28 protein-coding genes are annotated in these 24,978 nt (G+C 67.1%); 15 read left to right on the top strand and 13 right to left on the bottom strand.

The genetic code is table 11. From position 1 onward, the window contains the following. The first annotated feature begins 491 nt into the window (after nucleotides 1–491). Entirely contained in the window at nucleotides 492–1,013 is a 522-nt protein-coding gene (locus NF876_RS30500) for a hypothetical protein (RefSeq protein ID WP_262272015.1), read from the top strand. Nucleotides 1,014–1,085: 72 nt separating this feature from the next. Here the strand turns inward: NF876_RS30500 and NF876_RS30495 are convergent, their stop codons facing one another. The 3 genes from NF876_RS30495 to NF876_RS30485 form a co-directional block, all read right to left on the bottom strand. Further along, the gene (locus NF876_RS30495) at nucleotides 1,086–1,793 is read right to left on the bottom strand and encodes a protein phosphatase CheZ (protein ID WP_262272014.1); all 708 of its coding nucleotides are present in this window, start codon (nucleotides 1,791–1,793) and stop codon (nucleotides 1,086–1,088) included. Nucleotides 1,794–1,798: 5 nt separating this feature from the next. Continuing rightward, nucleotides 1,799–2,182 (bottom strand): response regulator, encoded by a 384-nt coding sequence (locus tag NF876_RS30490; protein WP_173949939.1) that lies wholly within the window; start codon nucleotides 2,180–2,182, stop codon nucleotides 1,799–1,801. A gap of 209 nt (nucleotides 2,183–2,391) precedes the next feature. After that, complete coding sequence (locus NF876_RS30485; protein ID WP_262272013.1) at nucleotides 2,392–4,014, bottom strand: ABC-F family ATP-binding cassette domain-containing protein; 1,623 nt, start codon at nucleotides 4,012–4,014, stop codon at nucleotides 2,392–2,394. Nucleotides 4,015–4,211: 197 nt separating this feature from the next. On the opposite strand from NF876_RS30485, the gene NF876_RS30480 reads away from it, so the two are divergent. Both NF876_RS30480 and NF876_RS30475 read left to right on the top strand, forming a co-directional pair. Next, nucleotides 4,212–4,652 carry a c-type cytochrome gene (locus NF876_RS30480; protein WP_262272012.1) on the top strand — a complete coding sequence of 147 codons (441 nt, stop codon included), beginning with the start codon at nucleotides 4,212–4,214 and terminating at the stop codon, nucleotides 4,650–4,652. A gap of 51 nt (nucleotides 4,653–4,703) precedes the next feature. Then, the gene (locus tag NF876_RS30475) at nucleotides 4,704–5,543 is read left to right on the top strand and encodes a DUF1194 domain-containing protein (protein ID WP_262272011.1); all 840 of its coding nucleotides are present in this window, start codon (nucleotides 4,704–4,706) and stop codon (nucleotides 5,541–5,543) included. A 76-nt stretch (nucleotides 5,544–5,619) separates the two neighbouring features. Here the strand turns inward: NF876_RS30475 and NF876_RS30470 are convergent, their stop codons facing one another. After that, a complete protein-coding gene (locus tag NF876_RS30470; protein ID WP_262272010.1) occupies nucleotides 5,620–6,042 on the bottom strand; it encodes a GFA family protein in 423 nt (140 codons plus the stop codon). Between the two features lie 621 nt (nucleotides 6,043–6,663). Then, entirely contained in the window at nucleotides 6,664–9,477 is a 2,814-nt protein-coding gene (gene secA / locus NF876_RS30465) for a preprotein translocase subunit SecA (RefSeq protein WP_262272009.1), read from the bottom strand. A gap of 259 nt (nucleotides 9,478–9,736) precedes the next feature. On the opposite strand from secA, the gene NF876_RS30460 reads away from it, so the two are divergent. Then, nucleotides 9,737–10,630, top strand: coding sequence for a peptidylprolyl isomerase (locus NF876_RS30460; protein WP_262272008.1), 894 nt, complete (start codon nucleotides 9,737–9,739; stop codon nucleotides 10,628–10,630). 66 nt (nucleotides 10,631–10,696) lie between these two features. Here the strand turns inward: NF876_RS30460 and NF876_RS30455 are convergent, their stop codons facing one another. Beyond that, nucleotides 10,697–10,909 carry a hypothetical protein gene (locus NF876_RS30455; RefSeq protein ID WP_262272007.1) on the bottom strand — a complete coding sequence of 71 codons (213 nt, stop codon included), beginning with the start codon at nucleotides 10,907–10,909 and terminating at the stop codon, nucleotides 10,697–10,699. A 164-nt stretch (nucleotides 10,910–11,073) separates the two neighbouring features. Here NF876_RS30455 and argJ point away from each other — a divergent pair, with 164 nt between their 5' ends. Then, nucleotides 11,074–12,315: a bifunctional glutamate N-acetyltransferase/amino-acid acetyltransferase ArgJ gene (gene argJ / locus NF876_RS30450; RefSeq protein WP_262272006.1), complete on the top strand. Its 1,242-nt coding sequence runs from the start codon at nucleotides 11,074–11,076 to the stop codon at nucleotides 12,313–12,315. A 6-nt stretch (nucleotides 12,316–12,321) separates the two neighbouring features. On the opposite strand, the gene NF876_RS30445 is transcribed toward argJ, so the two are convergent. Next, on the bottom strand, nucleotides 12,322–12,723 hold the full coding sequence (locus NF876_RS30445; protein WP_262272005.1) for a hypothetical protein: 402 nt from the start codon (nucleotides 12,721–12,723) through the stop codon (nucleotides 12,322–12,324). Nucleotides 12,724–12,848: 125 nt separating this feature from the next. Here NF876_RS30445 and NF876_RS30440 point away from each other — a divergent pair, with 125 nt between their 5' ends. Further along, nucleotides 12,849–13,262: a (deoxy)nucleoside triphosphate pyrophosphohydrolase gene (locus NF876_RS30440; protein WP_262272004.1), complete on the top strand. Its 414-nt coding sequence runs from the start codon at nucleotides 12,849–12,851 to the stop codon at nucleotides 13,260–13,262. A gap of 9 nt (nucleotides 13,263–13,271) precedes the next feature. Beyond that, nucleotides 13,272–14,201: a DMT family transporter gene (locus NF876_RS30435; protein ID WP_262272003.1), complete on the top strand. Its 930-nt coding sequence runs from the start codon at nucleotides 13,272–13,274 to the stop codon at nucleotides 14,199–14,201. On the opposite strand, the gene NF876_RS30430 is transcribed toward NF876_RS30435, so the two are convergent. The 4 genes from NF876_RS30430 to NF876_RS30415 form a co-directional block, all read right to left on the bottom strand. Next, a complete protein-coding gene (locus NF876_RS30430) occupies nucleotides 14,185–14,619 on the bottom strand; it encodes an acyl-CoA thioesterase (RefSeq protein ID WP_262272002.1) in 435 nt (144 codons plus the stop codon). The two genes, NF876_RS30435 and NF876_RS30430, sit on opposite strands and share 17 nt — an antisense overlap. Nucleotides 14,620–14,627: 8 nt before the next feature. After that, complete coding sequence (locus tag NF876_RS30425; RefSeq protein WP_262272001.1) at nucleotides 14,628–15,776, bottom strand: iron-containing alcohol dehydrogenase; 1,149 nt, start codon at nucleotides 15,774–15,776, stop codon at nucleotides 14,628–14,630. Between the two features lie 93 nt (nucleotides 15,777–15,869). Next, nucleotides 15,870–16,235: a DUF427 domain-containing protein gene (locus NF876_RS30420; protein ID WP_262272000.1), complete on the bottom strand. Its 366-nt coding sequence runs from the start codon at nucleotides 16,233–16,235 to the stop codon at nucleotides 15,870–15,872. A gap of 78 nt (nucleotides 16,236–16,313) precedes the next feature. Beyond that, entirely contained in the window at nucleotides 16,314–17,198 is an 885-nt protein-coding gene (locus NF876_RS30415) for a methyltransferase domain-containing protein (protein ID WP_262271999.1), read from the bottom strand. 125 nt (nucleotides 17,199–17,323) lie between these two features. Between NF876_RS30415 and NF876_RS30410 the strand changes: the two genes are divergently transcribed. The 5 genes from NF876_RS30410 to NF876_RS30390 are packed head-to-tail and all read left to right on the top strand — an operon-like array spanning nucleotide 17,324 to nucleotide 20,347. Then, nucleotides 17,324–18,079 carry a ComF family protein gene (locus NF876_RS30410; protein ID WP_262272024.1) on the top strand — a complete coding sequence of 252 codons (756 nt, stop codon included), beginning with the start codon at nucleotides 17,324–17,326 and terminating at the stop codon, nucleotides 18,077–18,079. Nucleotides 18,080–18,130: 51 nt separating this feature from the next. Continuing rightward, on the top strand, nucleotides 18,131–18,388 hold the full coding sequence (gene grxC / locus NF876_RS30405) for a glutaredoxin 3 (RefSeq protein ID WP_262271998.1): 258 nt from the start codon (nucleotides 18,131–18,133) through the stop codon (nucleotides 18,386–18,388). Nucleotides 18,389–18,403: 15 nt separating this feature from the next. Further along, nucleotides 18,404–19,267 carry a carbon-nitrogen hydrolase family protein gene (locus tag NF876_RS30400; protein WP_262271997.1) on the top strand — a complete coding sequence of 288 codons (864 nt, stop codon included), beginning with the start codon at nucleotides 18,404–18,406 and terminating at the stop codon, nucleotides 19,265–19,267. A 44-nt stretch (nucleotides 19,268–19,311) separates the two neighbouring features. After that, nucleotides 19,312–19,758 (top strand): DUF1178 family protein, encoded by a 447-nt coding sequence (locus NF876_RS30395; protein WP_262271996.1) that lies wholly within the window; start codon nucleotides 19,312–19,314, stop codon nucleotides 19,756–19,758. 55 nt (nucleotides 19,759–19,813) lie between these two features. Beyond that, the gene (locus tag NF876_RS30390; RefSeq protein ID WP_262271995.1) at nucleotides 19,814–20,347 is read left to right on the top strand and encodes a metallophosphoesterase family protein; all 534 of its coding nucleotides are present in this window, start codon (nucleotides 19,814–19,816) and stop codon (nucleotides 20,345–20,347) included. A gap of 9 nt (nucleotides 20,348–20,356) precedes the next feature. Here NF876_RS30390 and NF876_RS30385 read toward each other — a convergent pair whose 3' ends face one another. Beyond that, the gene (locus tag NF876_RS30385) at nucleotides 20,357–21,547 is read right to left on the bottom strand and encodes an MFS transporter (protein ID WP_262271994.1); all 1,191 of its coding nucleotides are present in this window, start codon (nucleotides 21,545–21,547) and stop codon (nucleotides 20,357–20,359) included. A gap of 115 nt (nucleotides 21,548–21,662) precedes the next feature. On the opposite strand from NF876_RS30385, the gene NF876_RS30380 reads away from it, so the two are divergent. Beyond that, entirely contained in the window at nucleotides 21,663–22,568 is a 906-nt protein-coding gene (locus tag NF876_RS30380; protein ID WP_262271993.1) for a LysR family transcriptional regulator, read from the top strand. A gap of 97 nt (nucleotides 22,569–22,665) precedes the next feature. Beyond that, the gene (gene nhaA / locus NF876_RS30375; protein ID WP_262271992.1) at nucleotides 22,666–23,886 is read left to right on the top strand and encodes a Na+/H+ antiporter NhaA; all 1,221 of its coding nucleotides are present in this window, start codon (nucleotides 22,666–22,668) and stop codon (nucleotides 23,884–23,886) included. On the opposite strand, the gene ubiG is transcribed toward nhaA, so the two are convergent. Further along, nucleotides 23,855–24,583 carry a bifunctional 2-polyprenyl-6-hydroxyphenol methylase/3-demethylubiquinol 3-O-methyltransferase UbiG gene (ubiG, locus tag NF876_RS30370; RefSeq protein WP_262271991.1) on the bottom strand — a complete coding sequence of 243 codons (729 nt, stop codon included), beginning with the start codon at nucleotides 24,581–24,583 and terminating at the stop codon, nucleotides 23,855–23,857. The two genes, nhaA and ubiG, sit on opposite strands and share 32 nt — an antisense overlap. 135 nt (nucleotides 24,584–24,718) lie before the next feature. On the opposite strand from ubiG, the gene NF876_RS30365 reads away from it, so the two are divergent. Further along, nucleotides 24,719–24,978, top strand: a 260-nt coding sequence (locus NF876_RS30365; RefSeq protein ID WP_444939751.1) for an amino acid kinase family protein, incomplete at its 3' end; no start/stop codon positions are given.

Raw genomic sequence — 24,978 nt, 5'->3', positions numbered from 1 at the left:
GATTTATCCGAAGCTCATTCTCTTGACCGGCGCATCGGATGAGACGGACCCAGCGGGCCGCGCAAGCGACCCGAAGGGCCACGCCAGTGACCCGAAGGGCCGCGTCAGCGAATACCGGGTCCACTTTTCCGTCCTGACCGATGCTCTCATTCAAGAGGAAAGCATCGGATCGATCCCAAAAGTGCAAGTCCACTTCTGGGTCCGATGCTTTAGGCGGGAAGCTTTTCCGCATCGTCCGGGCTTTCCGAGGAGAGGTCCTGCCATGCTCCCGAACCCGGTCGGCCTGCCTTGCCGAGCCTCATGCAGCGCCGAGTGATCGCCGTGAGTGATCGCCGTGACTGATCGCCCTGCCACGACGCCGCTCCCGGCCGGGTCCGTCATGGCCGAGCCAGCCACTCGGCGACTTTGCGGGCCTGACCCATATCTCCCTCCAGCATTTCGGATCGGCAGCCTGATGCGGATCCGGCCCCGCTGACCGAAAGGAGACATCCATGCATCGCCTCGCTCAAGGGCTTTCCCGTGGCGCTGTTCTCTCGCTCTGGATCGCAGCCGGCAGCGCGGGCGCCGCCCCGGCGGTCGTCGAACGCTACGCGGGCTCCTTCTGGGGCACGGGAACCATCCTGGAGGGGCCGGACGCGTCCTCCCATCAGGTCAGCTGCAGCTTCACGATCCAGCAGCAGGGCGCCTCGAGCCTGGCTCTCCAGGGCACGTGCCGGGCCTACCTGCTGATCGCGCGATCGGTCAGCGCCCGCCTGTCCTGGGATCCCCGGTCCGGCCAGGTCAACGGCACCTATACGGGGTCGCGGGTCGGGACCGCCCAACTCAAGGGCCGGCAGGTGGGAACGGATTTCGATCTGGCGATCGAATGGCCGAGACCCCTCTACGGCGACACGACGGCCCAGATGCGCGTCGCCAGCCTCGATCCGGATCGCTTCAGGATCGTCGTGACGGATCGCATCGGCGAGAACGGGCCCCTCCGGGCGACGACCGATCTCACCCTGGTGCGGCAATGACGGGCACCCGAGAGCCCGGCAAAAGGCCGGGCTCTCGGGTGGATTCCCGGGTTGTTCGCCGGGCAGGGCCGATCACCCGAACAGGGCGTCGATCGCATCCTGGGACGTGCGTGTCGGATCGCCGTCGAGGGCAGGCCCGTTCAGCAGAGCCTCGTCCCCTTCCCGCTCCGGCATCTTGAAGGCCTCCACGTCGTTGAAGCTCTCCAGGCCGCCCCAGATGTGCGCCATCTGGGTCACGCGCTCCTCGATGAACTTCATCGAGCCGACGACCTTGCTGATGCGCTGTCCGGTAATGTCCTGGAAGTTGCAGGCCTCGAAGATCGTGATGACCCTGTCGGAGATCCGATGGGCCATGGCGGCGTCCTCGCCGGACAGGCGCGCGGAGAGCGTTCCGGTGATCTCGTCGATCTCCTCGGCGGCCGCCAGGATGCTGTTGGTGGCCGCTTCCGTGCCGGACACGACGGCTCCCAGTTCGTCGGTGACGCTGGTCACCTGACCGCCCGGGCTGCGGGAATGCAGGGTTGCGATTTCCCGCTTCGTGCGCTGGATCGATTCCGTGATGGCGTCGAGCTCCTCCTTGAGCCTGAGCGCCTCGCGCAGATCGGTCCGGATCTGATCCAGGAGGGCCTTCGACGCGCCGCTGTTCGGCTCGAGTGCCGCATGAATGGCCGCCATGCCCCGCATGACTTCCGCATGCCGTCGGGCGGCGATGCTCTCGCGGGACTGAGCCAGGAGATCCAGACTCAATGGGTCGAAAGAGACGGGTGGCGGAAGACGCATGGCGGCTACTCGCCCAGCACGGCGGCGATCTTCGAGCGCAGAGTCTCCGCGTTGAAGGGCTTCACGATGTAGTTGTTGACGCCGGCCTGCTTGGCCGCCACGACGTTCTCGGTCTTGGCCTCGGCGGTGATCATGATGAACGGAAGCGCATTCAGATCCGCGTCGGCGCGGACCTTCTGGAGCAGCTCGAAGCCGGTCATCGGCGCCATGTTCCAGTCGGAGATCACGAGCCCGTATTTCTTCTCCTTGAGCTTGCCCAGGGCCTCAGAGCCGTCCTTGGCTTCATCGACGTCGTTGAAGCCGATCTGCTTCAGGAGGTTGCGGATGATGCGCAGCATCGTCTGGTAATCGTCGACGATGAGCACCGGAAGAGACGTATTCAATGCCATGATGTTTCGGCCCGAAATGAGAAAGGGTTGCGAAGCAGGTCCTTTGACAGACCTTTCTTCAAAAATCGTTGTTGTGGTCCCTGCCTTATCGACCACGATGCTTGCCTCAAGCTGACGTCGCACTCCCGCATTCGGAACCGGTGTCCCGCGCAGCAAAAAGCCCGGCGCGGGGCCGGGCTTGCGTCTCGTCGCCTTCGGGGATGGGCCGCTCAATGCCGCAGGCCCGGAGCCTCCTGGCCGGTGCGCGCCACGTATTCGGTATAGCCGCCGCCGTACTGGTGGATGCCCTCGGGGGTCAGCTCGAGGACCCGGTTGGACAGGGCGGCCAGGAAGTGGCGATCGTGCGAGACGAACAGCATGGTGCCTTCGTATTTGGACAGGGCGTCGATCAGCATCTCCTTCGTGGCCATGTCGAGATGGTTGGTCGGCTCGTCGAGCACCAGGAAGTTCGGCGGGTCGTAGAGCATCTTGGCCATCACCAGCCTGGCCTTCTCCCCGCCGGAGAGCACGCGGCACTTCTTCTCCGCGTCGTCCCCGGAGAAGCCGAAGCAGCCGGCCAGCGTGCGCAGCGAGCCCTGCCCGGCCTGCGGGAACGAATCCTCCAGGAACTCGAACACGGTCCGGTCGCCCTCCAGCACCTCCATGGCGTGCTGGGCGAAATAGCCCATCTTCACGCTCGCCCCGATCGTGACGGTGCCGTCGTCGGGGGCGGCGGAGCCCGTCACCAGCTTCAGCAGGGTCGACTTGCCGGCGCCGTTGACGCCCATCACGCACCAGCGCTCCTTGCGGCGCACCGCGAAGTCCAGCCCCTCGTAGATGCTGCGGCTGCCATAGCGCTTGTGCACGCCCTTCAGGCTGACCACGTCGTCGCCCGAACGCGGCGCGGGCAGGAAATCGAACGCCACCGCCTGGCGACGCTTGGGCGGCTCCACCCGGTCGATCTTCTCCAGCTTCTTGACCCGGCTCTGCACCTGGGCGGCATGCGAGGCGCGCGCCTTGAAGCGCTCGATGAACTTGATCTCCTTGGCGAGCATGGCCTGCTGGCGCTCGAACTGGGCCTGCTGCTGCTTCTCGTTCATCGCGCGCTGCTGCTCGTAGAACTCGTAATCTCCGGAATAGGTGGTGAGCGAGCCGCCGTCGATTTCCATGATCTTGTTGACGATGCGGTTCATGAAGGCGCGGTCGTGCGAGGTCATGAGCAGGGCGCCCTCGTAGCCCTTCAGGAACTCCTCGAGCCAGATCAGGCTCTCGAGATCCAGGTGGTTGCTCGGCTCGTCGAGGAGCATGACGTCGGGACGCATCAGCAGAATGCGCCCGAGCGCGACGCGCATCTTCCAGCCGCCCGACAGGGCACCCACGTCGCCATCCATCATCTCCTGGCTGAAGCCCAGGCCGGCCAGGACCTCGCGCGCCCGGCCCTCGAGAGAGTAGCCGTCCAGCTCCTCGTAGCGCGCCTGCACCTCGCCGTAGCGCTCGATGATGGCCTCGAGCTCGTCCGCCTTGTCGGGATCCACCATGGCGGCTTCCAGCTCCCGCAATTCGGCCGCCACCGCGCTCACGGGGCCGGCACCTTCCATGACCTCGGCCACGGCGCTGCGGCCCGCCATCTCGCCGACATCCTGGCTGAAATACCCGATGGTGATGCCGCGATCGACCGAGACCTGGCCCTCGTCGGGCTGCTCCTCCTTGTTGATCATCCGGAAGAGCGTCGTCTTGCCCGCGCCGTTGGGTCCCACCAGGCCGACCTTTTCCCCCTTCTGAAGGGTTCCGGAGGCCTCGATGAAGAGGATCCTGTGGCTGTTCTGCTTGCTGACATTCTCGACGCGAATCATGGGTCTCTAAAAGCCTGGAGGGGTTGCGGCGGCCTTATGGCACGGCTCGCGCCGGCCTGCGAGGGTTCGCGGTCGGGCAAAGTGTCAGGGGTTCGGGTCCCGGACATTCCCGCCGGAAGCGACCTCTAACCCTCATTTCCTATGGTCTGATCCGGTGGAAAAGGACATCCTGCAACGGGGGAGAAAGGCTGACCGTCATGCGAAAGACCGTCATGGCCGCACTCTGCATGGTGATCCCGGGCGGGATCGGGGTGCTGGCCCAATCAGGCGATCCGATCACCCAGCGCCAGAACCTGATGAAGAACAACCAGGAACAGGTGCGCACCCTCACCGGCATGGCCCGAGGGCAGGCTCCGTTCAATGCCGCCGCCGCGCAGGCCGCCCTTCAGCGGATCGCCCAGAACGCGCAGCAGATTCCAGCCCTTTTCCCGCCAGGCTCCCATCAGGGCAAGACCGCGGCGCTTCCCGCCATCTGGGAACGCAAGGCGGATTTCGACGCCCATGCGGCCAAGCTGCAGCAGGACGCCACGGCCGTCCAGGCCTCTGTGACCGATCAGACCAGCCTGCAGGCGGCGATCCAGCGGGTCGGCCAGAACTGCGGCGGCTGTCACGAGGCCTACCGGCGGAAGGAAAGCTGACGTAACATCGGACGATCCGAGGAGACCGAAGATCTTCCGAGGGAGATCGCGATGCGGTATCCCAAGGCTCCATGGCTTCTTCCCGCTCTCGCGGCGGGGCTTCTGACTCTCGCTCCGGCCTGGCAACGGCCGCCCGACGAGGTCGATCTCGCCCTCGTGCTGGCCGTCGACATCTCCACCTCCATGGATCCGGACGAGCAGGAGCTGCAGCGCCAGGGCTATGTGGAAGCCTTCCGCTCGCCGTCGGTGCATCAGGCCATCCGTGGGGGTGTGCTGGGACGCATCGCGGTCGCCTACGTGGAATGGGCCGGGGCCCATCCGCATGTCCAGCATGTGGTTGTCCCCTGGACCGTTCTGGACGACGCGAAGGACAGCCTCGCCTTCGCCGATCGGCTCGCCCGGGCGCCGATCCGCCGGGGAGCCGGGACGTCCATCGCGGAAGCCATCGACTTCAGCCTGAATCTCTTCTCCTCCGCATCCTTCCGGTCCGCGCGGCGCGTCATCGACATCTCGGGCGACGGCGCGAACAACCAGGGGCCCCTGGTCACCGAGGCGCGGGACAGGGCGGTGGCCCGGGGGGTGACGATCAACGGCCTTCCCATCCTGCTCAGGCGCCCCGACCGTCGGGAGGACGTGACCCTGGACGCCTATTACCGCGACTGCGTGGTCGGCGGCCCGAATGCGTTCATGATCCCGATCCGGGAGCGCAGGCAGTTCCTGACCGAGACCCGAACCAAGATCGTCACCGAGATCGCCGCCCCGTCCGACGCCGCCCCATCGCTCGAGCCCGCGGGCATTGTGCCGAAGGCCGACTGCGATACCAGCGAAAGCCTGTGGGACGATGTCCCTGAACCGTACGCGCCGGCGGCGGTGACGGGTCAGGAACTGTAGAGAGGTGCCGCGGGCCGGCCTCTGACCTGTCGTAGGGGCCTGTCCCGAGGGTCCGCAGCGAAGGGTGCTCCGAGGATCATTCGGCCATCATCTCGCCGGATCCCCCCGCCTCGGCCGGAAAATCCTTCAGCTTCGGCAAGCCGTCCCGCATGGGCAGCACCGTCTCGGCATAGTTGAAGTGAACGGCCGGGATGAAATTGAGGGTGGGAATGGTCGCGGCGAACACGTCGACGAGGCCGAGCGTCGGATGGTTGTTCATCAGGTGCCCGCCGCATTTGGAGCAGTACTGCCGCTGGCTGAACTTGGTCTTCTGGAAGGTCGCGAGATGCTCGGCGCCGGACGTGACCCGCACGGCCTCGGGCTTCCACAGGCTGAACGCGTTCACCGGCCCCCCGGACCAGGAACGGCAGGACTGGCAATGACAATAACCCATGGCCTCCGGGGATCCGCTGACCTCCACTTGGACAGCGCCGCAGAAACAGCTTCCGATGTGAGACATGGCCCTCTCCTTTCCTTCTCTCAGGGGCCGTCACGCCGCTTCAATCCGGCCGGACGCCGCCCAGAGCTGCGAAACCTTGGCTGACCGTATCTTACCCCTTCCGGCTTCGGAGATCCCCTGGCGCAACGGAGGTATCGCGGCGGCGCCCGAGAGCATCGGACGTGACCCAGAGGGCCGCGTCAGCGAAAAGTGGACCCACTTTTGGGATCGATTCCGATGCTCCCGCCTCAAGGGCGCATCGTCCGGGACCCTGTCTTGATCGCACCGCCTCACACATACACCACGTCATCACCGGGCCTGTCCCGGTGATCCCGATCGTCTGAACCGCCGAGCCTCACCGGATCGGGATGGCCGGCACAGGGCCGGCCATGACGTGGGGAGGGTAGCAGGAAGGGCGGAGGGTGCCATGACGTGGGGAGGGTGTTCGCACCGCCTCACACCTCCCTCCACGTCATCACCGGGCTCGTCCCGGTGATCCCGATTGTCCGATGCTCCCCTCTTGGCCGGCGCACCGTTCGGCGCGAAAAACCGGGTCCACTTTTTCGCACGATGCGTTGGACCCCGGCGCAGCAAAAAGCCCGGCACGATGGCCGGGCTTTCGATGCTCGAGAGTCCAGGGTCTCAGGCCACGAACTGGCCATGGCAATGCTTGAACTTCTTGCCCGAACCGCAGGGGCAGGGCTCGTTCCGGCTCACCCGACCCCAGGTGGAGGGATCGTTGGGATCGCGGGACGGAGCCGGATCCGTTCCGGCGGCCGTGGCCGCGAAGCCGAGTGCCGGGGCGGCGGCAAGCCCGTTGCCCTGGGCGAGATCGAACTCGTTCTCGCCGGTGGCCGGATCGAGATGCTGGGCGAACATGGGCGGCAGGCTCTGCGGCTCCGGCTGCTGGAACACCACCTGGATGCGCATGAGCTGGCCCGTCACCTGCTCGCGCAGGTGGCCGATCAGGGAGTTGAACAGCTCGAAGGCCTCGGACTTGTATTCGTTCAGCGGATCGCGCTGGGCCAGGCCACGCCAGCCGATGACCTGACGCAGGTGGTCGAGGGTCACCAGGTGCTCGCGCCAGAGGTGGTCCAGGCTCTGGAGAAGGACCTGCTTCTCCACGTAGTTCATGACCTCGGACGTATTCGCCTCGATGCGCTGGGCATAGGCCTCGTCGGCCGCCTTGGTGATGCGCTCGCGGATTTCGTCGTCGGCGATGCCCTCCTCCTTCGCCCATTCCTCGACCGGCAGATCGAGATTGAGGAAGTTGGCCACGTTCTGCTTCAGGCCCTCGACGTCCCATTGCTCCGCATAGGCGTTTTCCGGGATGGCCCGGGAGACGATGTCCTCGATGACCCCGTGGCGCATGTCGTCGATGGTCTCGCGCACGCTCTCTTCCGCCATGAACTCCTTGCGCTGCTCGAAGACGACCTTGCGCTGGTCGTTCATGACGTTGTCGTATTTCAGGATGTTCTTGCGGATGTCGAAGTTGCGGGCCTCGACCTTCGCCTGGGCGCGCTCGATCGCCTTGTTGATCCACGGGTGGATGATGGCCTCGCCTTCCTTCAGGCCGAGCTTCTGCAGCATGCCGTCCATGCGGTCGGAGCCGAAGATGCGCATCAGGTCGTCCTGGAGCGACAGGTAGAACTTGGAGCGGCCCGGATCGCCCTGACGGCCGGACCGGCCGCGCAGCTGGTTGTCGATGCGGCGGGATTCGTGGCGCTCGGTGCCGAGCACGTAGAGGCCACCGGCCGCGAGAGCCTTCTCCTTGAAGGCCGCCACCTCGTCCAGGATCTCCTTCTCGCGGCGGGCCCGCTCCTCGCCCTCGACGCCGGCAAGCTCGCGCTCGATCCGCATCTTGGCGTTACCGCCGAGCTGGATGTCGGTGCCGCGGCCGGCCATGTTGGTGGCGATCGTGATCGCGCCCGGCACGCCGGCCTGGGCGACGATGAAGGCTTCCTGCTCGTGGAAGCGGGCGTTCAGCACGGCGAAATGCTTGGTGCCGCGGCCGGCTCGCGCATCGCGATAGAGCGGTTCGAGGGCCTGCGGGTTCTCGAAGTCGATGAGGGTATAGCCGTCCTTGATCAGCATCTCGGCCAGATGCTCGGACTTTTCGATCGACGTGGTGCCGACCAGGATCGGCTGGCCTTTGGCGGAGGACTCCTCGATGTCGCGGATGACCGCCTGGTAGCGCTCCTCCATGGTCCGGTAGACCTCGTCGTCGTCGTCCAGGCGGGAGACCGGACGGTTGGTCGGGATCTCGACCACCTCGAGGTTGTAGATCTCCAGGAACTCGTCGGCTTCCGTTGCGGCCGTGCCGGTCATGCCGCCGAGCTTGTCGTAGAGGCGGAAGTAGTTCTGGAACGTGATGGAGGCCAGGGTCTGGTTCTCGGGCTGGACCTGGACGTGCTCCTTGGCCTCGAGCGCCTGGTGGAGGCCTTCCGAGTAGCGGCGGCCCGGCATCATGCGGCCGGTGAACTCGTCGATGATCACCACCTCGCCGTTGCGGACGATGTAGTCCTTGTCGCGCTGGAACAGGGTGTGGGCGCGCAGCGCCTGGTTCATGTGGTGGACCAGGGTGGCGTTCTGGGCGTCGTAGAGGTCGCCCTCCTTGAGCAGGCCCTCGGCGCGCAGGAGCTCCTCGATCTTCTCGGTGCCGGCCTCGGTCAGGGCCACGGAGCGCTGCTTCTCGTCGAGCTCGTATTCGCTCTTGGCGAGGCGCGGGATGACCTTGTCGATGGCGTTGTAGAGATCGGAGCGGTCGTCGAGCGGCCCGGAGATGATGAGGGGGGTACGGGCCTCGTCGATGAGGATCGAGTCGACCTCGTCCACGATGGCGAAGTTGTGGCCCCGCTGGACCATCTGCGCCATCTCGTACTTCATGTTGTCGCGCAGATAGTCGAAGCCGTATTCGTTGTTGGTCCCGTAGGTGATGTCGGCCGCATAGGCCTCCGCGCGCTCCGCATCGTCGAGCCCGTGGACGATCACGCCGACGGAGAGCCCCAGGAACCGGTAGATCTGGCCCATCCACTCGGAGTCGCGCCGGGCGAGGTAGTCGTTGACCGTCACCACATGGACGCCCTTGCCGGCGAGCGCGTTGAGGTAGACCGGCAGGGTCGCCACCAGGGTCTTGCCCTCGCCGGTGCGCATCTCGGCGATCGAGCCCTCGTGGAGCACCATGCCGCCGATGAGCTGAACGTCGAAGTGGCGCTGGCCCAGGGTGCGCTTGGCCGCCTCGCGGACGGTCGCGAAGGCCGGGACCAGGATGTCGTCCAGGGTCTTGCCGGCGGCGAGCTGGGCCTTGAAGTCCTCGGTGCGGGCACGGAGCTGCTCGTCGGACAGGGCCTCCAGCTCGGCCTCCATCGCGTTGATGGCCGCTACCTTCGGCCGGTAGGACTTCAGACGGCGATCATTGACCGAGCCGAAGATTTTCTTCGCGAGAGAACCGAACATCGAGAGCCTTCGAAATTCCAGAATGCAGGAGAAAGGGGCGTTTGCGCCGCCTTATAGACCTAATTACGCCGGAGCGCATCTTAAAGACTGCGCCTTTAGTGGCGCAGCCCCAAGGCATCCCCGAACCGGCCCGGACCCGTTCAAGACCCCGCGAGCGGCGATGCAGTGACATAAATATGCCATCTCTTGCAAACGTAAACACATTCAGCCATCTGATCGTCGCTGTCCGTGGGCGATCACGCTCACCAGAGGAAACCACATGTCTCGCTCACTCAACGTTCGGAAGAGCCTCCTGACCCTCGGGGTCGCCCTGCCGTTCCTGGCCGGGGCCGCCCTCGCCCAGACCCCTCCCGCGCCCGCCACCTCCCCGGCCGCCGTGCCGGCCGTGGAGGCGTCCAAGGTCATCGCCCGCGTCAACGGCGTGGACATCACGGAAGGGGATCTCGCCCTGGCGGCCGAGGATCCGGCCCTGCAGATGCCGAACGTTCCGGAAGCCCAGAAGCGCGATCTCCTGACCGGCTACATGATCGACCTGAAGCTCGGCGCCAAGGCGGCCGAGGCCGCCAAGGTCGGCGGCGGCACCGAATTCGCCCGCAAGCTCGCCTATAACCGCGACAAGACCCTGCTCGACGAGTATCTCGACCAGGAGGCCAAGAAGGCCGTCACTCCGGAAGCCGCCCGCAAGCTCTACGACGAGACGGTCAAGAGCGTCCCGGCCGAGCAGGAGGTCCGGGCCCGCCACATCCTGGTCGAGAACGAGGACGAGGCCAAGAAGATCGCGGTGCGCGTGAAGGGCGGCGAGGATTTCGCCAAGGTGGCCGGCGAAGTCTCGAAGGATCCCGGCTCCAAGACCGATGGCGGCGATCTCGGCTTCTTTACCAAGGACCGCATGGTCGAGCCCTTCGCCGAGGCCGCCTTCAAGCTCGAGCCCGGCCAGATCTCCGATCCGGTGAAGAGCCAGTTCGGCTGGCACGTGATCAAGGTCGAGGAGAAGCGCACCAAGCCGGCGCCGACCTTCGAGGAGACCAAGGATCAGGTCGAGACCTACCTGGCCCGCAAGGCGCAGCAGGACCTGATCATGGGCCTGCGCAAGAACGCCAAGATCGAGCGCCTGGACGACAAGGGCAACCTCGTCGAGCAGAAGCAGCAGTAAGCTCGGCTTCTCCCGTTCAAAAGGGCGGCCTTCAGGGCCGCCCTTTTCATGTCGCGCGTCAGCCGTCTACTTGTTCGTCCGGCCCATCCGGTTCGGATCGACGCCCCCCTCCCGGGTGGTCTGGTTCTCCACATCGCCCTGGAAGGTCGAGCCGCCATCGAGATCGCGCGGATCCTCGCCGGACATGGTGGTGCCCTTCGACCGGCCGATGCCGGGATCGACGTCCAGGTCGCTGCGCGGGCGCTCCTGAGGTTTGGTCTTGGGGTGTTTGCCCGTCATGAAAGCCTCCATCGCTTGCAGACCGGGTCAACGGGGACACACCGGCTGCGTTCCGTGATCCCGACGGCTGCGTCCCGGCACCTTTGACTTGACAAAAAGCCTTAAAAAACCACAGGTCCCCTTTCCTAAACGGTATTCCATCCGCTCACCCCGAGACCCATTGCATGTCCAAGTCCGTGTCTCCGCTCGCCCCCAGGTCGTTTCCGACGCTTCCCGCCATCGACGGCGTCCGGATCGCAACGGCGGAGGCCGGGATCCGATACAAGAACCGCACCGACGTTCTTTACGTGACCCTGCCCAAGGACACGAGCGTGGCGGGCGTCTTCACCCGTTCCAAATGCCCGTCGGCCCCGGTGGACTGGTGCCGCAGGAATCTCGGCAAGGGCACGGCCCGGGCGCTGGTGGTGAACTCGGGCAACGCCAATGCCTTCACGGGCAAGAAGGGCGCGGAAGCGGTCAAGCTCACGGCCGACATCGCCGCCGAGGCCGCGGGCTGCCGCGCCTCGCAGGTTTTCATCGCCTCCACGGGCGTGATCGGCGAGCCGCTCGACGCGACGAAGTTCGAGAGCGTGCTCACGGCCTGCGAGAAGAAGGCGAAGCCCACCGCCTGGCTCGATGCCGCCAAGGCCATCATGACCACGGACACCTTCCCGAAAGTGGCGACCCGCACGGCCACCATCGGCGGCGTCGAGGTGACGATCAACGGCATCGCCAAGGGCGCCGGCATGATCGCCCCCGACATGGCCACCATGCTGTCCTTCATCTTCACGGACGCGCCCATCGCCGCCCCGGTGCTGCAGACGCTCCTGAAGAAGGGCGCCGACAAGAGCTTCAACTGCGTGACGGTGGACAGCGACACCTCCACGTCCGACACGCTGCTCTTCTTCGCCACGGGAACGGCCGCCGCGAAGGGAGCCCCCGCGATCTCCCTGCCGAGCGACCGGCGCCTCAAGGAGTTCCGCAGCGCGCTCGAAGGCCTATTGTGCGACCTTGCCCAGCAGGTCGCCCGCGACGGCGAGGGCGCGCGCAAGTTCGTGACCGTGAAGGTGACCGGCGCCACGGGCGCCACCTCGGCCAAGCGGATCGCCATGGCGATCGCCAACTCGCCGCTGGTGAAGACGGCGGTCGCCGGCGAGGACGCCAATTGGGGCCGGGTGGTGATGGCGGTCGGGAAGGCCGGCGAACCGGCCGAGCGCGACAAGCTGGCGATCTGGTTCGGCGACATCCGGGTGGCCGTCAAGGGCGCCCGCGATCCGGAATACAACGAGGCCAAGACCACCGCCTACATGAAAGGCGACGAGATCACGATCCGGGTCGATCTGGGCCTCGGACGCGGCGAGGCCACAGCCTGGACCTGCGACCTCACCAAGGCCTATGTGGAGATCAACGGCGACTACCGGAGCTGATCGGGATCAGGGAACCACGGTGACCTTGCGCTTGACGGTGATGCGCATCGGACCGCCATATTGGCTCATGCCGATGAACGTATAGGCGAACTCGTCCGCCCCCTGGTAACCGGGCTTGGCCATGTAATAGGGCTTGAGACCATCGACGCCTGCCTGGCCGATCTTGGGCTTCTGGGAGATGACGGTCTCCCTCAGGGCGCCCGGAATTCCGTTGATGGTGAATACGCAGCCTTTGCCGGCCTTCACGGTCAGCTCGCCTTCGACCTCGACCATTTCACCGTTGAAGGAGACGGGGGGACCCGAGCAGTCCTGCGCGAATGCAGGCGCTGCTCCAAGATGGCAGGCGACGGCAACGGCCGTTGCGCCGACGATGGACCGGATCACGAGAACTCCTGTCAAGGAAAGCACGAACCGCCTCGATAGCGTAATATGATTACGTTTTGGTTGTCGAGTCCCGCGAAATCGGTTCGCTTCGGACGGGAAGCGGGTTATGAGAGCGGCCTTGTTGCACCCCAACCATCGGCCGATCACCTTTGCCCCCTCTCAAGCTCACCCTCGTCGTCGCGGTCGCCCTGATCGACACGGACAACCGCATCCTTCTGGCGCAGCGGCCCGAGGGCAAGCAGCTCGCCGGGCTGTGGGAGTTTCCCGGCGGCAAGGTGGAACCCGGCGAGCGCCCGGAGGAGACCCTGATCCGCGAGCTGCGCGAGGAGCTCGGCATCACGGTCAAGGAGCCCTGCCTCGCGCCGCTGACCTTCGCGAGCCACCCCTACGAGACCTTCCACCTCCTCATGCCGCTCTATGTCTGCCGCCGCTGGGAGGGCTTCGTGCAGCCGCTGGAGGGACAGGGGCTGAAATGGGTCAGGGCGCAGGAGCTGCGCGGCTATCCCATGCCGCCCGCCGACGAGCCGCTGATCCCGTTCCTCGTCGACCTTCTCGGGCCCTGAAGTCCCTCCATGTCGTCTCAGCAAGCAGCCGAAGCGGTTCCAGCGGCGCCGGCGCCCACGGCCGCCTTCGTAATCTCCAACCTGCTGGTCTGCTCGTTTCTGTGGGGCAGCGCGCTCGTGCTCGTGAAGCTGAGCGGGAACCTGAACCCCTTCGTGCTCGCCGCCATGCGGGGCCTGATCGGCGCCGCGACCCTGGCCCTGTGGTTCATCCTTCAGGGCAAGGGCATCCTGCCGCGGCGCCATGAATGGCGCATCTGGGCCGTGCTCGGGACGTTGAACGGCTGGCTGCCGAACGTGCTCGTGGCCTATGCCCTGACGCGGATCCCCACCGCCCCCGCGGCCATGATCCAAGCCTCGTCGCCGCTGATCGTCGCTCTGATGTCCCACTGGCTGTTCGCCGACGAGCGACTGACACGACAGCGACTCATGGGCGTTCTCGTCGGCTTCCTCGGCATGGGCATCCTGATCGGCCCCGCCGCCCTGCCAGACAGCGGGATCGACGCCATCGGCGTGCTGGTCATGGTGGCGGTCGCCTGCAGCTATGCGACGGCGAACATCTATGTTCGCAGCGTCCGGCAGGCGGAGCCGGCCAGGATGGCGCTGGGTCAGCAGATCTGTTCCGGCTTTGCCGCGACGGTTCTCGCCCTTGCCTTCGTGGGCCCCTCGGCCTTCGCGGCCGTGCCGGCCCATTGGGGGCCGCTCATCGCCCTCGGCGCCCTGTCCACGGCCCTGCCGATCCTGCTCTTCATGCACCTGATCCGCCGCACGGGTCCGACCCGCGCCTCGATGGTGGGCTATCTCGGGCCGTTCTGGACCACCGTCATGGCCGTGCTGTTCCTCAACGAGAGCATCGGCCCGCGTGAACTCACCGGTGGCGCCGTGGTGCTGGCCGGCGTCGCGCTGGTCTCCTTCACCGGGCGGCTCAGGCGAGCGCGCTGAGCGCCGCGCGGGTCCCGTGCGGGATCTCCACCGGCCGCTGGGTGGCCCGGTCCACATAGACATGGACGAAATGGCCTTGGGCGGCGGCCTGATCGGCGCCCGTCTTGAAGATCCCGATCCGGTAGCGCACCGAGGAGCGCCCGAGATGCGCGACCGCGATGCCGGCCTCCAGCTGGTCGGGAAAGGCGACGCTCTCGAAATAGGTGCAGCCCGATTCCACCACCAGGCCGATGACCGGGCTCGCGGCGATGGCGAGCAGGCCCTTCTCGATCAGCCACGCGTTCACGGCGCTGTCGAAATACGAGTAGTAGTGGACGTTGTTCACATGCCCGTAGGCATCGTTGTCCATCCAGCGGGTCGCGACGGGGCGAAACAGCCGGAAGGCGGAGCGGTCGGGGCGCGTCGGACGGTCTGCCATAGGGTTCGTCACCAGGCCGCTTCGTAGATCGCGCGGGCATCCTCAAGGGCGACCGGCCGGGGATTGTTCACGAGAAGCCGCGTCTGCTTCATGGCGTCGTCGGCCATCATCGGCAGGGCCTCGCGGGGAATGCCCACGTCGCGCAGGCGTGGCGGCAGCCCGACCCTCGCACACAGGGCAGCGAGCCCCTCGACGAAGGCCGATCCGGTGGCCCGTCCCTCGAGGTCGGGAAACGCATGAGGCGCGAGTTCCGCATAGGCGGTCTCGCAGGCGGAGGCGTTGAAGCGCAGCACGTGCGGCAGCACGAGGGCGTTCGAGAGCCCGTGCGGCACGCCGAAATGCCCGCCGATGGGATAGGCGAGCGCATGGACGGCCGCGACGGGCGAGTTGGCGAAGGCCTGACCGGCGAGCATGGAGCCGAGCAGCATGGCCGAGCGTGCCTCGATGTCCTGGCCGTGATGAACCGCGCGTTCGATGTTGCGCCCGAGCAGCGAGAGGGCCTCCCTCGCGAGCGCCTGCGAGAGCGGGTTGTTGTTGGGGCTCGTCGACGTGTAGGCCTCGATGGCGTGCACCATCGCGTCGATGCCCGTCGCCGCCGTCACGGCCGGCGGCAGGTTCACGGTGAGATCCGGATCGAGCAGGGCGACATCGGGGATGAGGAGGGCCGAGACCACGCCCTTCTTCTCATGCGCCCCGGTGGTCACGATGGAGATCGGCGTGACCTCCGATCCGGTCCCCGCCGTGGTGGGGACGGCGAGGAGCGGCAGTCGCGGGCCCTTGGCGATGCCGACCCCGTAGATCTCCGGAAGTCTCTCGTCGCTTGCCGCAAGAAGGGCCACGAGCTTCGCCACATCGATGGAGGAGCCGCCGCCGAAGCCGATCACGGCCCGGGCCTCGAAGGCCTTCGCCTGGGCGACAGCCGCCAGCACCACGTCCTCGGGCGGATCGGCAACGACCGCGTCGAAGACGTCGACCACGATGCCGGCCTCCTCCAGCACCTGGAGAACGGGCGCGATCAACCCGGCCTTCACCAGTCCCGCGTCGGTCACCAGGAAGACGCGAGGACCGAGACGCTGGGCCGTGATCTCGCCCAGCCGGGCGATGCTGCCGGAGCCGACGATGAGGGACGGAGCGGTGCTGAAGGTGAAGGGCGACATGGATCTTCCCGCGATGGGGGCCTCTGCGCGGGAGATTGCCCCGGCCTCGGCGGGCCAGCAACCCGCCTGCGCTTCAGCCATTAGGAGAAGACCCTAATCCTCGAATTCCTCGATGGCGTCCATCTTCTCCGGGTAGAAGGCGAGATGGTCCTTGATGGCCGCGACCGAGGGAGCCGGCTCTTCATAGCTCCAGGCGGCGTTCTCCCGCACCAGTCCGCCGCCGTTGACGGTGAAATACGACGCGTCGCCCTTGTAGGGGCAATGGGTCCTGTGCTCGGTGGGGTCGAGGAGATCCATGTGGACGTCCCCGCGGGGGATGTACTGGACCGGCGGCAGGGTCGCTTCCTGCAGGGTCAGAGCCTGCGTGGTTTCGGCCACGATGAAGCCGCCGAGCATGACCCGGATTCGGTGGGGGTTCTTCGTGATGGTGATCGGATGATCCGGTCCGGGCTCTTTCATGGGTCCATGGCTTTCCAGAGAGGTCTTCTCAACGATGAAGATAGGGCAACCGGGTTGCGGCCCAAGGCGGGATGAGAATCACTTCTTGTCGACCGGACGCGCGGGTGCTCCTTCCTTCACGCCGAGGGCATCGGCCAGCCGGACCTTGGCGGAGCCGGGGCGGAGGGGCTTCTGCTGGCTTTCATGCGGCGCCCAGCCGGAGAGCCAGACGATCTCGAAGGTCGCCGGAATGCGGCCGTCCGCATCCCCGAACCGCTCCGCGTAGATCTCCGCCGTCCGCATCAGGGTCGCGCGCCGCAGGGGGACCCTGCGCCGGTCATGCAGGGCGTTGGTCAACCCCATCCGGCGCAGGTCCTGCATGAGCGCGAAAGCGCTGGCGTAGCGCACCCGGACCACGTCCGAATCGGTCACCGGCAGGGCAAAACCCGCCCGCTGCAGCAGACCGCCGATGTCCCGCAAATCGGCGAAGGGCGCCACCCGCGGACTGACGCCGCCCTCGATCTCGGCTTCGGCCTGGGTCAGGGACTGGCGCAGTTCGGTCAGGGTGGAGCCCCCGAGAAGCGCGCCGATGAACAGGCCGTCGGGTTTCAGCGCCCGGCGGATCTGGATGAGCGTGCCGGGCAGATCGTTGACGCCCTGCAGGGCCAGAAGCGATACGGCGAGGTCGAAGCGCTCGCCCGAGAACGGAAGGCGCTCCTCGTCCCCGAGAATGCCGCCCTCCTCCGCTACCGACGACAGGCGGACCACCGTCTCGGCGCGACCGCTCCGGCGCAGGACCTCGGCGGCGGCAGGCGTCGGCGTTCCCACGTCGAGCGCGAGGGAGAAGGTCCGCAGCACCGTGGAGAGGCGCTCTTCCAAGTCCTCGACGGCGCGGACCAGAAGGAAGTCGACATACCCCTGGCGCAGCGCACGGGCCAGACGGCGGCGGACAAGGGAGCGATCGAAAACGAGAGGCGTGCTCATGAGGCGCTGGATATGGCGCGGGCGCGGCCAGGAACCAAGGACTATTTTGTCCGCCCGCGCCGGGTGCCAGGAGCCGGCCCATCGGCTAAGCTTGTCCCATGAACGCCCCAGCCGACATCCGGCCGATGCCGCTGAGCGCCCGCTTCCGGGCGCGCGCGCGCGCGGCATGGCATTCGGCCCTCGGCCTCCTCTATCCGCCGACCTGCATCGCCTGCCAGGCCGCCACCGGCGAACCTCACGCCCTTTGCGCCGGCTGCTGGTCGCAGATCCGCTTCATCGAGCGGCCCTTCTGCGAGCGGCTGGGGACGCCGTTCGCGGTGGATCTCGGCGGGCCACGGCTCTCACCGGCCGCCATGGCCGATCCGCCGGTGTTCCGGCGCGCCCGCGCGGTGGCGGAATACGACGGCGCGGCGAGCCTGCTCGTGCACCGGCTCAAATACGACGACCGCCTGGAACTCGCCCGCGCCTTGGGCGGCATGATGGCCCGGGCCGGCGCCGAGCTGCTGCGGGAGGCCGATGTGATCGTTCCCGTGCCGCTGCATCGCTGGCGGCTGTGGCGGCGGCGGTTCAATCAGGCGATGGCCCTGGCCGGGGCCGTCTCGGCGCAGTGCGACATACCGTGCGACCCGTTGCTGCTCGCCCGCGTCAAGCACACCCGCCGCCAGGTCGGGCTCACCAAGGCGCAGCGTCAGGACAACCTCCAGGGTGCCTTCCGCGTGCCCGCCGAGGCGAAGGCCAGGCTGAAGGGCAGGCGCGTGCTCCTCGTCGACGACGTGCTGACCTCCGGGGCCACGGCCAACGCCGCATCCCGGGCGCTCCTGCGCGGCGGCGCGGCCTGCGTGGATATTCTGGCCTTTGCCCGAGTTGTCCAGGAGTTGTGATCTAAGCGCAACGCTCCCTATATCCTCGCCATCGAAGGAGAACTCTCTGTCATGCCATCCATCACGATCTACACGAAGAGCTGGTGCCCCTATTGCTCGGCGGCCAAGAAGCTTCTCGGCGAGAAGGGCGTCGCCTTCACCGAGATCGACATCGAGAAGAAGCCGGAAGCCCGGGCCGAGATGATCCAGCGGGCCAGCGGGCGCTCCACGGTCCCGCAGATTTTCATCGGCGAGAGGCATGTCGGCGGCTGCGATGACCTGTATGCTCTTGATGACAGGGGCCAGCTTGAGCCTTTATTGCAGGCCTGACGGAGACCAGAATTCATGACCTCGACCCGCTTCACCGCCGCCTGCGTCCAGATGCGCTCCGGGCGCGACGTCCTCAAGAACCGCGACGACGCGGTCGCGCTGGTGCGCGAGGCGGCCTCCCAGGGGGCGCATTTCGCCCAGACCCCGGAAATGACCTCCCTGGTGTGCCGGGATCGGGCGGAGCTGTTCGACAAGGTCGGGCCCGAGGCTCAGGACCCGGTGCTCGCCGCCCTGCGCGAGGTGGCGCGGGAGCGGAACATCGTGGTCCAGATCGGCTCCATCGCGGTCAAGGAGGGCGACAAGGTCGCCAACCGCGCGTTCCTCATCGGCCAGGACGGCGAGGTCATCGCCTCCTACGACAAGATCCACCTCTACGACGTGGACCTGCCCAACGGCGAGAGCTGGCGCGAATCGGCCACCTATACGGGCGGCTCCTCGGCCGTGGCCGCCGAGACGCCCTGGGGCTATCTCGGCATGACCATCTGCTATGACGTGCGCTTCGCCGCCCTCTACAAGGCGCTGGCCGAGAACGGCGCCTCGTTCCTCTCCGCGCCGGCCGCGTTCACCCGGCAGACCGGGGAGGCCCATTGGCACGTGCTGCACCGGGCCAGGGCCATCGAGACCGGCTCCTTCATGATCTCGGCCGCTCAGGGCGGCCTTCACGAGGACGGGCGCGAGACCTTCGGCCATTCGGTCATCATCGACCCCTGGGGACGGGTGCTGGCGGACGGCGGCACGGAGCCCGGCGTGTTCCTGGCCGAGATCGACACCGCTCTCGTGGCGGAGGTGCGCGGCCGGATCCCAACCCTCAAGAACGCGCGGCCGTTCAGGGTCGAGGTCGTTCCCGCCATCGAGACGGACCAGGCGGCCATCGCCTGATCCCCTTCTCATTCCAGGTCTGAATCCTTAAGTCTCACCGAGAGATGATCAAGTATGCCCTGGCCTGCGAGCAGGCCCATGAGTTCGAGAGCTGGTTTCCGTCGAGCGACGCGTTCGAGACGCAGCGCAAGCGCGGCTTCGTGACCTGTCCGTTCTGCAACTCGGCCAAGGTCGAGAAGCAGATCATGGCGCCGTCGGTCGCGCGCACGGACAGGGCCCCGAAGGTTGCCGCGCCGGACACCCAGCCGGTCACGGTCCTCTCCGAGCGGGAGCGGGAGCTGCGCGCGGCCCTGCGGGCCCTGCGCGAGCACGTCATGAAGAACGCCGAGGATGTCGGCAAAGGTTTCGTCGAGGAAGCCCGCAAGATGCATTACGGCGAGACGGAAGAGCGCTCGATCTACGGCGAGGCGGATCTCGCCGAAGCCAAGGCGCTGTTGGAGGAAGGCATCGACGTGCTGCCGCTGCCCGTCGTCCCGGACGATCGGAACTAGCTGCTGCGCTGCGGGATTACGCCTCATCGGAAACGACGATGAGGATGAGCTTCTCTTGGCGACTTTCTTCACCAGCGACACCCATTTCGGTGATCCCCGGGTGCTGCGAATCGACAAGCGGCCGTTCAGGACCATCCCCGAGCACGATGCCGCTCTGGTCGCCAACTGGAACGAGGTCGTCTCGACCGAGGACGAGATCTGGCACCTGGGTGATTTCGCCCTCCATGTGCGCCCGGAGCGGATCGAGGAACTGCTGGGACTCCTCAACGGCCGCAAGCATCTGATCACCGGCAACAACGACGGGCCGACAACCCTTGCTGCCAGCGGCTGGGACAGCGTTCAGGCCTATGCGGAGCTCATGCTCGACGGCCACGCGCTCGTCCTATGCCACTACGCGTTCCGCACCTGGAAGAACATGGGCCGCGGCTGGATCGACCTGCACGGCCACTCGCACGGCAAGCTGAAGCCGCAGACCCGCCAGTTCGACGTGGGCGTGGATGCCTTCGACTATCGCCCCGTCAGCCTCGAAACGATCCTGGCCTCCCGGACGCGACGCCGGAAGGCCAGTGCTGAAATGGTATCGGGCTGATAGGCGCTATCAGACAGGAGATTTCACAGGCTCCAGCACCGGCGAGGCGTCGGTGCGGTCGAGCCTGCGGCTCCACAGGGCCAGGACGAGGCCGGAGGCGGGCAGCAGGGCCGCCACCCAGGGGATCGAACCGAGCCCCAGGCCGTGATCGATCACGAAGCCGCCGAGCCAGGCCCCGAGCGCGTTGCCGAGATTGAAGGCCGCGATGTTGAGGCTCGAGGCCAGGCTCTGGCCGGCGCCGTCCGCCTTCTCCAGGACCCACATCTGCAGCGGCGGCACGGTCGCGAAGGCGGCGGCACCGAGCAGGCCCACGAAGGCGACCGCCATGATCTTGTCATGAACGCCGAGAGTCATGGCGGCGAGCACCACGGCGAGCAGGGCGAGGGACCCGAGCAAGGTCGCCATCAGGCGCCGGTCGGCGAGCTTGCCGCCGAGGAGGTTGCCGAGCACCAGGCCGCCGCCGAAGACGAGCAGGATCGGCGACACCGCCTCCTCCGAGAAGCCGGTGATCCCCGTGAGGATCGGCGCGATATAGGTGAAGACCGCGAACACGCCCGCATAGCCGAGCACCGTGGTGAGCAGCCCGAGCAGCACCGGGCGGCGCGCCAGCACCTTGAGTTCGTCCGCGAGGCTGCCGCCCTCGGCCGTATCCTGGCGATCCTTGGGCACGAAGAGCGCGATCACGGCGACCGCCAAGACGCCCACGAGGGTCACGGCCCAGAAGGTGGCGCGCCAGCCATAGGCCTGGCCGAGCCAGGTGCCGAACGGGACGCCCAGGATGTTGGCCACGGTGAGGCCGGTGAACATCACCGCGATGGCCGAGGCCTTCTTGTCGGCCGGCACCAGGCTCGTGGCCACGACCGAGCCGACGCCGAAGAAGGTGCCGTGGGCAAACGCCGTCAGCACCCGGGCCGCCATGAGGGTCGCGTAGTCCGGCGCGACCGCGCAGGCGAGATTGCCCAGGGTGAACACGACCATGAGGGCGAGAAGCACCGTCTTGCGCGACCAGCGGCCCGTGACCGTGGTGAGAAGCGGCGCGCCGACCACGACGCCGAGCGCGTAGCCGGAAATGAGCAGGCCCGCGGCCGAGATCGACACGCCGAGATCGGCGCTCACCTGCAGCAGCAGCCCCATGATGACGAATTCCGTGACCCCGATGCCGAAGGCACCGGCCGTCAGGGCGTAAAGAGCGAGAGGCATGAGAAGCACGTCCTTGCGAGGAGCGGCAAGCGCCGCTTGGTGGCGGCAAGATGGACGCGTGATCGCTTATGAACTAGCCTGCCGGCCGGAACAGAATTTGTGAGTTGAAGTCACAATGGCCAGGACGGACGTCAACCGCTCCGGCGAGATGGAGGTCTTCGTGCGGGCCGTCGAGCTCGGCGGCTTCTCGGCCGCCGCGCGCGCCCTGCGGATGACGCCCTCGGCGGTGAGCAAGCTCGTCGCCCGGCTGGAGAGCCGCCTCGGCGCCCGTCTCGTCAACCGGTCGACCCGCAAGCTCCAGCTGACGCCGGAAGGCGCTGCCTTCTACGACCGGGCCGTAAGGGTCCTGGCCGATCTCGACGAGGCCGAGCGCAGCGCCGCCGCGGGCGCCGCCCCGCGCGGCCGGCTGCGGGTGAACACGAGCGTTCCGTTCGGCACCCACCGCCTGATCCCCCTTCTGCCGGGCTTTCTCGCCCGGCACCCCGAGGTGAGCGTGGAGGTGACGCTCACCGACACGGTAGTCGACCTGCTGGAGGACCGGGCCGACGTCGCCATCCGGGTCGGCCCCCTGAAGTCCTCGCAGCTCGTGGCGCGCAAGCTCGCCGAGAGCCGGATGATGCTGGTGGCCGCGCCTGCCTATCTCGACCGGCACGGTACGCCGGGTAGCCCGGAGGATCTCGCCCGGCACAACCTGCTCGGCTTCAGCTTCGCCCGCCAGAGCAACGGCTGGCCGTTCCGGGACAGGCAGGGCAACGTGACCGCCGTCGTGCCCACCGGCAACGCCCAGGTGAGCGACGGCGAGTCGATGCGGCTTCTCGTGCTGACCGGCCTGGGAATCAGCCGTCTGTCCGGCCTTCATGTCGGTCCCGACGTGGAGGCCGGCCGGCTCGTGCCGGTGCTGGAGGCCTACAATCCGGGCGACATGGAAAGCATCCACGCGGTCTATGTGGGCGGCGGCCACCTGCCCGCCCGGGTCCGGGCCTTCCTGGACTATCTCGTCGAGACCCTGCGCCCGGATTGAGCAGAGTTGCTCCTGGTTTTGTCATTGGACGCTTGCCAGGCGGGGCGCTTTATCCAAATCATGCCTCACGCCCGGTCGAGGCTTCACGGAGCTCTTCATGGATCAGCCGAAAACCGACCCGAGGCCGCAACGCCGCGTCTCGCTGATGCGCCGGTTCTTCGACAGCGAGGCCTCCGGCGGCATGATCCTCATGGGCGTCACGGTGATCGCGCTCGCGGCCGCCAACTCGCCCCTGGCCGGAGCCTATTTCGGCGTCCTGAAGACCTATGTGCTGGGCCTGAGCGTCCTGCACTGGATCAACGACGCGCTCATGGCGGTGTTCTTCCTGCTGGTGGGGCTCGAGATCAAGCGCGAGATGCTGGACGGGCAGCTCTCCACCTGGCCGCGCCGGATCCTGCCGGGGATCGCGGCCCTTGGCGGCATGATCGTGCCGGCGCTCGTCTATCTCGCGGTCACCCGCAACGAGCCGCAGCTCCACCACGGCTGGGCGATCCCGACCGCCACCGACATCGCCTTCGCCCTGGGCGTGCTGGCCATCCTGGGCCCGCGGGTGCCGAAATCCCTCACCATCTTCCTGACGGCGCTCGCCATTCTCGACGATTTCGGGGCGATCATCGTCATCGCGCTCTTCTACACGGGCGGCCTCTCGCTTCCGATGCTCGCCGGGGCGGCCCTGTGCCTGCTCGTGCTCGTCGCCCTCAACCGCTTCGACGTCACGTCCCTCCTGCCCTATCTCGTCATCGGCGCGGTGCTGTGGGTGTTCGTGCTGAAATCCGGCATCCATGCGACCCTCGCCGGGGTGGCGCTGGCCCTCACGATCCCGCTCCATGCCAACCCGAAGAAGACCAGGGCGGAGGATTCGCCCCTGCACCGGCTCGAGCATGCCCTGCAGCCCTGGGTCGCCTATGCGGTCATCCCGATCTTCGGCTTCGCCAATGCGGGGGTGTCGCTCTCCGGGCTGTCCCTCGACGGCCTCCTGAACCCGCTGCCGCTGGGCATCGCGCTCGGCCTCTTCGTCGGCAAGCAGGTGGGCGTCTATGCCTTCTCCTATGCGGCCGTCCATCTGGGCTTCGCCGACATGCCCGCGGGCGCGAGCCGGGCCCAGTGCTACGGGGTCGCGCTGCTCTGTGGCATCGGCTTCACCATGAGCCTGTTCATCGGCGCCCTTGCGTTCCCTGACCAGCCGGAGCTGGGGGACGCCACCAAGATCGGCGTGCTCATGGGCTCGGCCCTCTCGGGACTGGCGGGCTATCTGGTGCTCCGCCTCGCCCCGCGGGAGCGGCCGCTCAGGCCTTCGCGGCCAGCAGCATATAATTGACCGCCGTGTCGCGGGACAGGGACCAGCTGTCCCGCAGCGGGTTGTAGGCGACGCCCGCGAGGTCGTGGACGGAAAAGCCCGCCGCGCGGATGGCGTCCGTCAGCTCGTCGGGGGTGACGAACCTGTCCCATTCGTGGGTGCCCTTCGGCAGCCAGCCGAGGATGTATTCGGCCCCCACAATGGCCGACGCGAAGGAGCGCAGGGTCCGGTTGATCGTCGCCATGGCCAAGCATCCGCCGGGCTTCACCGCCCGCACGCAGGCCTCCACGAAGGCCTGCCGGTCGGCCACATGCTCCACCACCTCCATGGCGAGCACCAGGTCGAAGGTCTCCCCCCGGGCCACCACGGTCTCCACGGTCTCGTTGCGGTAATCGACCGGGACCCCCGCCCGCTCCGCATGGAGCCGGGCGACCGAGATGTTGGTGGGCGCCGGATCGAGCCCGGTCACCCGCGCGCCCAGGCGCGCCAGGGGCTCTGACAGCACGCCGCCACCGCAGCCCACGTCGAGGATCGTGATCCCCTCGAGCGACCGGGCCGAGCGCGGATCGCGCCCGAAGCGGCGGCAGGCCTCGTCCCGGACATAGGCCAGGCGCACGGGATTGAACCGGTGCAGGACCTTCATGGGGCCCTTCGGATCCCACCAGGTCTCGGCGATCTTTTCGAATCGGGCGACCTCGGCCGGGTCGATGGTCGTCATGAGATCCTCCGCAAGAATGGCCTCCGGACAGGGAAATCGCGCGTTGACAGGGCGCGGACCTGCCGTCATGTATACGCGCCTTTTCGCGGCGCGAAGGGGCAAAACATCAATTTCACATCACGGCCTTCCTTGCCCATGCCCCGTCTCGTCATGAAGTTCGGCGGAACCTCCGTCGCCACCGTAGAGCGCATCCGCAACGTGGCGCGGCATGTCAAACGCGAGGTCGAGGCCGGCTACGACGTAGCCGTGGTCGTGTCCGCCATGGCGGGCAAGACCAACGAGCTCGTCGGCTGGGTCAAGGACGCCTCCGCCCTCTACGATTCGAAGGAATACGACGTGGTCGTCGCCTCCGGCGAGCAGGTCACGTCCGGCCTTCTCGCCATCGCGTTGCAGGA

The organism is Microvirga yunnanensis (assembly GCF_025460875.1).
The sequence above is the reverse complement of the archived record's forward strand: the minus strand, read 5'-3'. Positions and strand labels throughout refer to the sequence as shown.

What these genes read in the sequence shown, in the direction of transcription:
- NF876_RS30455 (WP_262272007.1), bottom strand. Translation starts at nt 10,909, where the DNA reads ATGACGGGCAAACACCCCAAGACCAAACCTCAGGAGCGCCCGCGCAGC.
- NF876_RS30430 (WP_262272002.1), bottom strand. Translation starts at nt 14,619, where the DNA reads ATGGCAGACCGTCCGACGCGCCCCGACCGCTCCGCCTTCCGGCTGTTT.
- NF876_RS30415 (WP_262271999.1), bottom strand. Translation starts at nt 17,198, where the DNA reads ATGAGCACGCCTCTCGTTTTCGATCGCTCCCTTGTCCGCCGCCGTCTG.
- NF876_RS30395 (WP_262271996.1), top strand. Translation starts at nt 19,312, where the DNA reads ATGATCAAGTATGCCCTGGCCTGCGAGCAGGCCCATGAGTTCGAGAGC.
- NF876_RS30500 (WP_262272015.1), top strand. Translation starts at nt 492, where the DNA reads ATGCATCGCCTCGCTCAAGGGCTTTCCCGTGGCGCTGTTCTCTCGCTC.
- argJ (WP_262272006.1), top strand. Translation starts at nt 11,074, where the DNA reads ATGTCCAAGTCCGTGTCTCCGCTCGCCCCCAGGTCGTTTCCGACGCTT.
- NF876_RS30385 (WP_262271994.1), bottom strand. Translation starts at nt 21,547, where the DNA reads ATGCCTCTCGCTCTTTACGCCCTGACGGCCGGTGCCTTCGGCATCGGG.
- NF876_RS30460 (WP_262272008.1), top strand. Translation starts at nt 9,737, where the DNA reads ATGTCTCGCTCACTCAACGTTCGGAAGAGCCTCCTGACCCTCGGGGTC.
- NF876_RS30420 (WP_262272000.1), bottom strand. Translation starts at nt 16,235, where the DNA reads ATGAAAGAGCCCGGACCGGATCATCCGATCACCATCACGAAGAACCCC.
- NF876_RS30425 (WP_262272001.1), bottom strand. Translation starts at nt 15,776, where the DNA reads ATGTCGCCCTTCACCTTCAGCACCGCTCCGTCCCTCATCGTCGGCTCC.
- NF876_RS30435 (WP_262272003.1), top strand. Translation starts at nt 13,272, where the DNA reads ATGTCGTCTCAGCAAGCAGCCGAAGCGGTTCCAGCGGCGCCGGCGCCC.
- NF876_RS30495 (WP_262272014.1), bottom strand. Translation starts at nt 1,793, where the DNA reads ATGCGTCTTCCGCCACCCGTCTCTTTCGACCCATTGAGTCTGGATCTC.
- secA (WP_262272009.1), bottom strand. Translation starts at nt 9,477, where the DNA reads ATGTTCGGTTCTCTCGCGAAGAAAATCTTCGGCTCGGTCAATGATCGC.
- NF876_RS30380 (WP_262271993.1), top strand. Translation starts at nt 21,663, where the DNA reads ATGGCCAGGACGGACGTCAACCGCTCCGGCGAGATGGAGGTCTTCGTG.
- NF876_RS30475 (WP_262272011.1), top strand. Translation starts at nt 4,704, where the DNA reads ATGCGGTATCCCAAGGCTCCATGGCTTCTTCCCGCTCTCGCGGCGGGG.
- NF876_RS30470 (WP_262272010.1), bottom strand. Translation starts at nt 6,042, where the DNA reads ATGTCTCACATCGGAAGCTGTTTCTGCGGCGCTGTCCAAGTGGAGGTC.
- grxC (WP_262271998.1), top strand. Translation starts at nt 18,131, where the DNA reads ATGCCATCCATCACGATCTACACGAAGAGCTGGTGCCCCTATTGCTCG.
- ubiG (WP_262271991.1), bottom strand. Translation starts at nt 24,583, where the DNA reads ATGACGACCATCGACCCGGCCGAGGTCGCCCGATTCGAAAAGATCGCC.
- NF876_RS30490 (WP_173949939.1), bottom strand. Translation starts at nt 2,182, where the DNA reads ATGGCATTGAATACGTCTCTTCCGGTGCTCATCGTCGACGATTACCAG.
- NF876_RS30485 (WP_262272013.1), bottom strand. Translation starts at nt 4,014, where the DNA reads ATGATTCGCGTCGAGAATGTCAGCAAGCAGAACAGCCACAGGATCCTC.
- NF876_RS30480 (WP_262272012.1), top strand. Translation starts at nt 4,212, where the DNA reads ATGCGAAAGACCGTCATGGCCGCACTCTGCATGGTGATCCCGGGCGGG.
- nhaA (WP_262271992.1), top strand. Translation starts at nt 22,666, where the DNA reads ATGGATCAGCCGAAAACCGACCCGAGGCCGCAACGCCGCGTCTCGCTG.
- NF876_RS30410 (WP_262272024.1), top strand. Translation starts at nt 17,324, where the DNA reads ATGCCGCTGAGCGCCCGCTTCCGGGCGCGCGCGCGCGCGGCATGGCAT.
- NF876_RS30400 (WP_262271997.1), top strand. Translation starts at nt 18,404, where the DNA reads ATGACCTCGACCCGCTTCACCGCCGCCTGCGTCCAGATGCGCTCCGGG.